Genomic DNA, 8,460 nt, shown 5'->3' with positions numbered 1-8,460 from the left:
CGCCTCCGGCGGTGCTCCAGCCGAGCAGCGGCAACCCGGGCCCGCCGTCGGGCAGCCCGACGGTGTGCGCGCCGCTGATCGAGCCGCCCGCCGCGCGCTGTTCGGGCGTCGCCCGGACCATCAGCATCCCGAGCGCGGCGCCCGCGAGTGACAGCATCGCGCCGTAGCGGATCGCGGCGCCGCGGGCGGGGTCGGCAGGCGGGTCGACGAACAGCGCGGCCGACGCGACCAAGGTGGCGACCCAGACCACCACGATCGAGGAGCCCATGATCTCCCACAGCGCCGCGTTCAACGGCGTCGTGAAATTGAAGTGGCTGGTCGTGCCCCGCACGATCTGGGTGGTGATGACGACCAGCTCGAGCGCCAGACCGAGCGCCGCGACCGTTCCCGCCCACCAGGCGACCCGGCGCCAGCGCGTGAGCTGGGCGATCAGCCACGCCCACGTCACGGCGTAAACCAGCACGGAGAGGGCGAATTTGGCGGACTTGGCCCAGATCGGCAAACCGGTCAGGGTTCGGTCGTCGACGATCACGCCGCCGATCGACCAGGCGACCAGTAGTGCCATCGCGACGGCGAGCAGCATCAGCGGGCGATGCCAGGACAGTGCGGACAAGCGCGGGGACAGAGCAGGCATGACCAGCGACCTTTCGAAACCTTGAGTATCGATAGTTGTACTATCAGCATGAATTATGGATAGCTGTACTATCCACTGTCAAGATGCCGTCCGAGCCCGAGGAGTCCGATGCGGATCGCCGAACTCAGCCGCGCCAGCGGCGTCCCTCCCGCGACGATCAAGTACTACGTGCGCGAGGGGCTGTTGCCTTCCGGGGTGCGAACCCACCGCAATCAGGCCGAATACAGCGACGCCCACGTCAGCAGACTGCGGCTGATCAGGGCGCTGGTGGATATCGGAGGCGTGTCCATCGAAGCGGCCAAGGACCTGCTCGCCGCGCTCGACAGCGGCAGCCTCTCCGTGCGGGACTCGCTCGGCCGAGTGCAGTACGCGCTCGGTGGGCGCAGATCGCAGGTGGGCGGCGAGCAGCGGGAAATCGCCACCGAGGACGTCACGGCACTGCTGGACCGGCGCGGCTGGCGGATCCACGACGACAGCCCGGCTCGCGGCACCCTCATCGACGTCTGCGCCGCGCTGCGCCTGCTCGGCCACGAGGACGTGGTCGCCGCGATGGACGACTACGCGGCCGCCAGCGAGACCATCGCGGCCACCGACCTCGCCCTGGTCGGCGACAAGCCCGGGGTCGACCGGATGACCGAAACCGCCATCGTCGGAACGATTCTGGGCGATACGCTGCTCGCCGCGCTGCGCCGCTTGGCACAGGAGCACCTCTCCAGCACGCTGATTCCGCCGGCCGACGCCACGGATCGCACTCCCGGCGAGGTTTAGTCCGGCCCGCGCGCGGCATGACCGAAACAGGACCAACCCGAGGCGAAAGGAGAGTCGTCATGACCGATCAGCTGGATGGGACTCGGGTCCTGATCATCACCTCGAACACCGGGGTCGAGCGGGACGAGCTGTTGGTGCCGCGTGACGAACTGCGCAAACGCGGCGCTCGGGTCACTCATGCCGCGCCGAAGCGCGAAGCGGTGCAGACCTACCGGCACGACACGGAGAAAGACGCGGTGGTGCAACCGGATACGTCGCTGCACGAGGTTTCCGTGGACGATTTCGACGTGCTCGTCGTGCCCGGCGGCACGGTGAACGCGGACAAGTTGCGAGTCACCGACCGGGCGATCGAACTGGCCCGGGAATTCGCGGGCGCGGGCAAGCCGATCGCCGCGATCTGCCACGGCCCCTGGCTACTGGTGAATGCGGAGCTGGTTTCCGGTAAGACGCTGACCTCGTACTTCTCGCTCCGAGCCGACCTCGGCAACGCGGGCGGCGCGTGGGTCGACGAGCCCGCGGTCCGCTCCACCGAGGGCGGATGGACCCTGCTCACCTCGCGCAACCCGGGTGATCTGCCCGACTTCGTGCACGCCATCACGCGGGAAGTGGTTCCCGCCGCGCGCTGACCCGGCCGTGCCGAACGGGCTGATCAGTTGCCCGGCAGCGGTTTCCGGGGGTCGATCGCGATGCCCAGATCGCGCAGCCGGTTGTCGATGAGCAGCCAGCACTCGGTGGTGAGGCGATCGACGAGGGCGGCTTCGGTGGTGTCGTGGTGCTCGAGCCACCACCGCACCGAAGCGTCGACCAGGCCGAGCAGCGCGACCACCACGCGGTCCGCGGCCAGCGGGTCGGCTCCGAACTCCGGCAGATAGCGGGCCGCGGCCGCGGAGATCTCGGCGGCGAAGGCGCTCCCTCCGACGCGCGGCTCGTTGCGTCCGCGCCGATAGTCGCGTCCGACCAAGAAGCGATAGAGGTTCGGATGCTCGGCCGCCCATCGGACGTGCTGGGCCAAGGGCGCGCGAATGATGTCCAGCGGCGTGCCGTGCACGGCCAATCGCGCGCGGATCCGCTCGGTCAGATCGTGGTGCGCCTGCCGCGCCACCGCCAGGTCGAGTTCTTCCTTGCTGGCGAAATGCCGGTAGACGTGGGTTCTGGCCAATCCGGCGCGGTCGGCGATCCGGCCGGTCAGCGCGTGCGGGCCGTCCTCCTCGATCGCCGCGATAGCGGCTTGCACGATGGCTCGGCGGCGCTCGTCGCGGCCGGGCCTCGTGCTGGTGGAGCGCCGTGCTTCGGCGGTGTCCACCCAGGATCGTCGTGCCACGGCGCCCAGCGTATCGGTCGGGGATTTCGGTGGTACACCTTGTACCCGGCGCACGATTGGTACACACTGTACCCGTAACTATCGGTATCAGACTTTCGCGAGGAAACCCCCGATGACGACCTACCGGTCCGCCTGGCTCGACGACGACCTGGACGCCCTGCGCGAGCTCGCCCGCTCGTTCTTCGCGAAGGAGTTGACGCCGAACATCGACAAGTTCATCGAGCAGCACCACGTCGACCGCGACTTCTGGACCAAGGCGGGCGCGCTGGGTCTGCTGTGCGCGTCGATCCCGGAGGAGTACGGCGGTGGCGGCGGCACCTTCGCCCACGAGGCGGTGCTCATCGAGGAACAGGCCAAGGCGTTCGACACCTCCTGGGGCGCCACCTTGCACAGCGGCATCGTCGCGCACTACCTGCTGCACTACGGCACCGAGGAGCAGAAGCGGCAGTGGCTGCCGAAGATGGCCAGTGGCGAGGTCGTCGGCGCGATCGCCATGACCGAGCCCGGCACCGGGTCCGACCTGCAGAACGTCAAGACCAAGGCGATTCGCGACGGCGACGAGTACGTGGTGAACGGCTCGAAGACCTTCATCACCAACGGCAGCCAGGCCGACCTCGTCATCGTCGTCGCCAAGACCGATACCAGCGCGGGCGCCAGCGGCATCTCACTGATCCTGGTGGAGGCCGACCGGCCGGGCTTCCGGCGCGGCCGCGTGCTGGACAAGGTCGGACAGAAGGGGCAGGACACCTCCGAGCTGTTCTTCGAGGACGTCCGGGTTCCGGTGACCAACCTGCTCGGCACGCAGGAGGGGCAGGGCTTCATCCAGCTGATGCAGCAGCTTCCCCAGGAGCGCCTGATCATCGCCGTCGGTTCGGTGGCCGCGATGGAGGCCGCGCTCGAGGTGACACTGCGCTACACCAAGGACCGGCACGCTTTCGGCAAGCCGGTGTTCGCCTTCCAGAACACGAAGTTCAAGCTCGCCGAGGTGGCCACCGAGGCCAGAGTGGCCCGAGTCTTCCTGGACGACTGCATCGCGCGGCATCTGCGCGGGGAGCTGGACATACCGACGGTCGCGATGGCCAAGTGGTGGACCACCGACCGCGCGGCGTCGGTGGCCGACGAATGCCTGCAACTGCACGGCGGGTACGGCTACATGAGCGAATATCCGATCTCGCGGATGTGGACCGACAACCGGGTGCAGAAGATCTACGGCGGCACCAACGAAATCATGAAGGAGATCATCGCCCGAAGCCTCTGAGGCCCCGGGGCCGACGGTGTTGGCAAACCGCCAACACCCTGTCGGCGCCGGAATCCGAGGGCCTACGCTTCGGTGAGGTCCACCGAGGTGGCCGTGGCAGAGACAACGAGGTGCTGGCCACCTCCGGCGTGAAGGGACGATTGCGATGAGCGACGTCGATTCTCCCCCGTTCAAGGACATCGTCAACGGGGCACTGGAATTCACCATCCCGATCGCGCACAAGATGGGTGTTCAGGCGGTGGAGGTGCGGCGTGGTTTCGCGGCCACCTCGGTGCCCGCCGAGGGCAACGGCAACCACTTCGGCGTGATGTACGCGGGCGTGCTGTTCACCGTCGCCGAGATCCTCGGCGGCGCGATCGCCGTGGCGACTTTCGACAACTCGGCGTTCTATCCGCTGGTCAAAGACCTGCGCATCTTCTTCCGCAAGCCAGCCAAGACCGACGTGCGCGCGGAGGCGACGCTGTCGGAGGACGAGATCGCGCGCATCACGGCGGAGGCGGCGGCGAACGGCAAGTCCGACTTCACGCTGCGCGCGGTGGTCACCGACGCGAACGGTGTGGTCGTGGCGGAAACCGAGGGGCTCTACCAGCTGCGCGCGCACGGGAAGTAGCCCGAGCCGTTACCTGCGACACGAGCCCGGCCCCGCCCTTCTTCGGCGGTGGCCGTCGGCGCGTTCCTCGATCGGCGCGGCGGGATCGAGAGTGATCTCGACCCCGCCGGGTCGTCGGCTGTCACCCCTGGTGCGCGCCCGATTTTGCCGAGCCTGCGTTCGCCTGCCGCCTTCGCTCGGCGTCTCGCCGGGGGCATGCGCCGAGGTCACGGACCGGTTTCGGGCCGGGCCGGCGTCGCGCCGGGGGGTAGGGCCGCTGGCCCTTCGGCAGGAAAGGTAACGAGTCGGTCGCTGGAGCGCCTCCGCAGCGCGGCGAGCCGGTCGTGTGTCTACTACCGAAAGTCGTTTACCTGCGGAAATGCGACTCGTTTCACTATCAAACAGTGATCTCGAACACATAACGGAAACATTACAGCCGTACGATATGGTCGAATTTCCGCCGATCTACCTGGCGGGATGACCCCAAGTCTCGACCAAGGGTCAAACCTGGGCGCACGTTATTCGAACGTGATCTGCCGCGACATCTCCGCTAACGTCGGTGACGGCTCGGGGCAACACCGAGATCGAGCTCGAATCGCAGAACGCCGGAAACCCTGTCCCGCGGTTCGAGTGTCCACAACCTTCCTGGGGACAGGGGCGCGGCGGATATTCGCCGAGCCGGTGGGCGCAGGCGGGAAATCTCATGTCGCATAACCGTAAATTCACCACTCGTGTTCTCGGCTTCACCGCGGCTGTCGGCGCCTTCGTCGCCGTGCCGTTCGGTCTGACCACCGCCACCGCGTCGGCGAACAACTGGGACGCCGTCGCGCAGTGCGAGAGCAGCGGCAACTGGTCAACCGACACCGGTAACGGCTTCTCGGGCGGTCTGCAGTTCACCCAGAGCACCTGGGAAGCCAACGGCGGCACCGGCAGCCCGTCCAACGCCAGCCGCGAGGAGCAGATCCGCGTCGCCGAGAATGTCCTCGCGACCCAGGGTCCGGGCGCGTGGCCCGTTTGCGGCGCTTACCTCTGATGCGTCACCGGCGCCTACCGCATTCCCGCGGTAGGCGCCGGGCTATTTCTCAGAGGAATGCCGAACATCTAATTCCGATGATCGGCGGAATGAATTCCACAATTCGAATTCACATTCTTTCGAAGCCTGTCCGATTCACCGCGGGCCCGAGTCGGTGTCGCTGCGCCGATACCGGACCGCCGCCTCGGTCGCTGCCAGGTAACGGCGGCTAGGCGCGCCACAGCTGGTCACCGGCTCGCGACAGCACGATGTTCGGCACCACCGCGTTGCGGGACAACCGCGTGACCGCCAGGACCATCTCGGCGATGTCGCCGGTGCTGAGCATGGCGGACGGGTCGAGCACGTCGCGCTTCCACGCGGTCATGTCGGTGTCGACATAGCCCGGGGACACCGCGGTCGCGCTGACGCCGTTGCCGGACTCCTCCAGCGAGACGGTCTCGCACAGCGAGATCAGCGCCGCTTTGGTGGCTCCGTAGGCGGCGAGGCCGGCCTCCCCGGCGACGCCGGTGATCGACGCGAGCGCGATGATCTTCGCTCCTCGTTCCCGGTCGGCGTCCGCGCTCTTGCGCAGCAACGGGAGCGCCGCCTGGATCAGCGTGAGCGGCGCGCGGAAGTTCACGTCGAGCATGCGCTCATAGGCCTTCGCGGGCAGGTCCGCCACGTTCCCCGCCGTGCCGGTGCCCGCGCTCAGCACCAGCGCGTTCATGCCGCCGAAGCGTTCCTCGTGGGCTTGCGCCAGCGCGCGCACCTGGTCCAGGTCGTTCATCTGCGCGACCACCGGATGCACCTCGGCTCCCGTTTCCGCGCGCAGGCGGGCCGCGGTCTCCTCGAGGGTCTCGCGGGTGCGCGCGGCCAGGGTCAGGTGAAAGCCCTCCCCTGCCAGTCGGCGCGCCACCTCGGCGCCGATGCCGCGCGACCCGCCGGTGACCAGCGCGGTACGGGCGCTCATCCGAGGCGTTCGATGATCGTCGCGTTCGCCAGGCCGCCCGCCTCGCACATCGTCTGCAGGCCGTAGCGGCCGCCGGTCTGCTCCAGGTGGTTGACCAGCGTCGCCAGGATGCGGGTGCCGGAGGCGCCCAGCGGGTGGCCCAGGGCGATCGCGCCGCCGCGCGGGTTCAGCCGGTCCGGATCGGCGTTCACCTCCTGCTGCCAGACCAGTGGCACCGGCGCGAACGCCTCGTTCACCTCGTAGGCGTCGATGTCATCGATGCTCAGTCCCACCCGGTCCAGCGCCTTGCGGGTCGCCGGGATGACGGCGGTGAGCATGAGCAGCGGATCGTCGCCCACCACGGCGAAGGAGTGGAAGCGGGCGCGCGGCCGCAGGCCGAGCTTCGCCGCGGCCGCTTCGCTCATGATCAGCGCGGCCGAGGCGCCGTCGGTCAGCGGCGAGGAGTTGCCCGGTGTGATCGACCACTCGATCTCGGGGAAGCGGGCGGTGTACTGGTCGTCGACGAAGGCGGGGCGCAGCTCGGCGAGGCTCTCGCCGGTGGTGGCCGGACGGATCGTCTCGTCGGCCGTCAGCGTGCCCGCGGCCACCAGTTCGTCGGCGAAACCGCCCGCCGCCGCGGTCTGCGCGGCGAGCCGATGCGAGCGGGCGGCGAACTCGTCGAGCGCGGCCCGATCGAACTTCCACCGGGCGCTGATCACCTCGGCCGCGATGCCCTGCTGGATCAGGCCGTCCGGGTACCGGTGCGCGAGCGGGCCGCGATTGGCGTCCTTGCCCTGCCCGTTGGAGAACATCGGCGCGCGGCTCATCGATTCGACGCCGCAGGCGATCACGACGTCGTAGGCGCCCGCGATGACGCCCTGCGCGGCGAAGTGCGCGGCCTGCTGGCTGGAGCCGCACTGCCGGTCCACCGTGGTGGCGGGCACCGACTCCGGGAACCCCGCGGCCAGCGCGGCGGTCCTGCTGATGTTGAACGCCTGCTCACCGCTCTGCGTGACGCATCCGCCGATCACGTCGTCCACCACCGCGGGATCGAGGTCGTTGCGGGCGACGAGTTCGGCGAGCACGCCCGCCAGCAGGGTCGCCGGATGTACCTCCGACAGGCCACCGCCCGCTTTGCCCTTACCGGACGGTGTGCGGACGACATCGACGATGACGGCGGACGTCATGAGCGTCTCCGATCAGCTAAGTTAATTGCCATTCTCAGTTAAGTTAACACGAATTCGCCACCGTCGGCTATCTCACGCGGGGTAGGCGCGGATCTCGGTGGCTTTCACCGCGGCCCACAGTCGCACGCCGGGCCGAAGGCGCAGCTCGGCGACGGTGGCCGGAGTGACGTCGGCGAGCACGGCCGGGGCGCCGTCGAGCCGGACCCGGATGGTGTGCGCGTGCTGCTCGATCGCGGCCACGGTGACCGGCCAAGCGTTACGCGGACTGCCCGCCGGCGGTTGCGGGTACAGTCCGACCGCGCTCGGCGCGAAAGCGATGTGCACCGGCCCTCGGCTCGGCTCGGCGACGGTGAACGAACCTTCGTCGGCGAGGTCTACCGCCGTGCCCTGCGCCGTCCCCTGATAGAGATTGAGACCGACCAGGTTGGCGACGTAGTCCGAGCGCGGCTCTCGCGCGACCTCGGCGGGCGGGCCCTGCTGCACCACGGCGCCGTGCTCGACGATCACCAGCCGGTCGGCCAGGACCATCGCGTCCAGCGGATCGTGCGTGACCAGCACGGTGTGGCCGGGATAGTCGGCCAGGTGGTGGGCCAGATCCGACCGCACCCGCAGGCGCGTGCTCGCGTCCAGCGCGGCCAGCGGTTCGTCGAGCAGCAGCAGCGCCGGGTCGGTGGCCAGCGCCCGGGCCAGCGCCACCCGCTGGGCCTGGCCGCCGGACAGCGCGCGCGGCTTGGCGCCGACC

Annotated in this window: 9 protein-coding genes and 1 pseudogene; 5 read left to right on the top strand and 5 right to left on the bottom strand. The window is 69.0% G+C overall.

Going from position 1 to position 8,460, the window contains the following annotated elements; genetic code table 11:
- Positions 1 to 634: pseudogene (locus ON27_RS19840) on the bottom strand (hypothetical protein); the annotation flags it as partial.
- A 108-nt stretch (positions 635 to 742) separates the two neighbouring features.
- Here ON27_RS19840 and ON27_RS19835 point away from each other — a divergent pair.
- Both ON27_RS19835 and ON27_RS19830 read left to right on the top strand, forming a co-directional pair.
- Entirely contained in the window at positions 743 to 1,402 is a 660-nt protein-coding gene (locus ON27_RS19835) for a MerR family transcriptional regulator (RefSeq protein WP_051046784.1), read from the top strand.
- Positions 1,403 to 1,461: 59 nt separating this feature from the next.
- Positions 1,462 to 2,028 (top strand): type 1 glutamine amidotransferase domain-containing protein, encoded by a 567-nt coding sequence (locus tag ON27_RS19830; protein ID WP_043729575.1) that lies wholly within the window; start codon positions 1,462 to 1,464, stop codon positions 2,026 to 2,028.
- Between the two features lie 23 nt (positions 2,029 to 2,051).
- On the opposite strand, the gene ON27_RS19825 is transcribed toward ON27_RS19830, so the two are convergent.
- Positions 2,052 to 2,723, bottom strand: coding sequence for a TetR/AcrR family transcriptional regulator (locus tag ON27_RS19825; protein ID WP_043729573.1), 672 nt, complete (start codon positions 2,721 to 2,723; stop codon positions 2,052 to 2,054).
- A gap of 112 nt (positions 2,724 to 2,835) precedes the next feature.
- Between ON27_RS19825 and ON27_RS19820 the strand changes: the two genes are divergently transcribed.
- The 3 genes from ON27_RS19820 (at position 2,836) to ON27_RS19810 (ending at position 5,603) form a co-directional block, all read left to right on the top strand.
- The gene (locus ON27_RS19820) at positions 2,836 to 3,981 is read left to right on the top strand and encodes an acyl-CoA dehydrogenase family protein (protein ID WP_043729570.1); all 1,146 of its coding nucleotides are present in this window, start codon (positions 2,836 to 2,838) and stop codon (positions 3,979 to 3,981) included.
- 145 nt (positions 3,982 to 4,126) lie between these two features.
- The gene (locus ON27_RS19815; RefSeq protein WP_043729566.1) at positions 4,127 to 4,591 is read left to right on the top strand and encodes a PaaI family thioesterase; all 465 of its coding nucleotides are present in this window, start codon (positions 4,127 to 4,129) and stop codon (positions 4,589 to 4,591) included.
- Between the two features lie 682 nt (positions 4,592 to 5,273).
- Entirely contained in the window at positions 5,274 to 5,603 is a 330-nt protein-coding gene (locus tag ON27_RS19810) for a transglycosylase family protein (protein ID WP_043729578.1), read from the top strand.
- Positions 5,604 to 5,811: 208 nt separating this feature from the next.
- Here ON27_RS19810 and ON27_RS19805 read toward each other — a convergent pair whose 3' ends face one another.
- The 3 genes from ON27_RS19805 to ON27_RS19795 form a co-directional block, all read right to left on the bottom strand.
- Positions 5,812 to 6,552, bottom strand: coding sequence for an SDR family NAD(P)-dependent oxidoreductase (locus tag ON27_RS19805; protein ID WP_043729563.1), 741 nt, complete (start codon positions 6,550 to 6,552; stop codon positions 5,812 to 5,814).
- A complete protein-coding gene (locus tag ON27_RS19800; protein WP_043729560.1) occupies positions 6,549 to 7,718 on the bottom strand; it encodes a thiolase family protein in 1,170 nt (389 codons plus the stop codon). Before ON27_RS19800 ends, ON27_RS19805 begins: the two co-directional genes overlap by 4 nt.
- Positions 7,719 to 7,790: 72 nt before the next feature.
- The coding region (locus ON27_RS19795) for a TOBE domain-containing protein (protein ID WP_043729557.1) at positions 7,791 to 8,460 on the bottom strand (670 nt) is incomplete at its 5' end.

This window comes from Nocardia asiatica NBRC 100129, assembly GCF_000308415.1.
GTDB classification, from domain to species: Bacteria; Actinomycetota; Actinomycetes; order Mycobacteriales; family Mycobacteriaceae; genus Nocardia; species Nocardia asiatica.
The sequence above is the reverse complement of the archived record's forward strand: the minus strand, read 5'-3'. Positions and strand labels throughout refer to the sequence as shown.

Bases quoted from the DNA above. Each gene is read 5' to 3' on its own strand.
- ON27_RS19835 (WP_051046784.1), top strand. From the start codon at position 743: ATGCGGATCGCCGAACTCAGCCGCGCCAGCGGCGTCCCTCCCGCGACG.
- ON27_RS19830 (WP_043729575.1), top strand. From the start codon at position 1,462: ATGACCGATCAGCTGGATGGGACTCGGGTCCTGATCATCACCTCGAAC.
- ON27_RS19820 (WP_043729570.1), top strand. From the start codon at position 2,836: ATGACGACCTACCGGTCCGCCTGGCTCGACGACGACCTGGACGCCCTG.
- ON27_RS19815 (WP_043729566.1), top strand. From the start codon at position 4,127: ATGAGCGACGTCGATTCTCCCCCGTTCAAGGACATCGTCAACGGGGCA.
- ON27_RS19810 (WP_043729578.1), top strand. From the start codon at position 5,274: ATGTCGCATAACCGTAAATTCACCACTCGTGTTCTCGGCTTCACCGCG.
- ON27_RS19805 (WP_043729563.1), bottom strand. From the start codon at position 6,552: ATGAGCGCCCGTACCGCGCTGGTCACCGGCGGGTCGCGCGGCATCGGC.
- ON27_RS19800 (WP_043729560.1), bottom strand. From the start codon at position 7,718: ATGACGTCCGCCGTCATCGTCGATGTCGTCCGCACACCGTCCGGTAAG.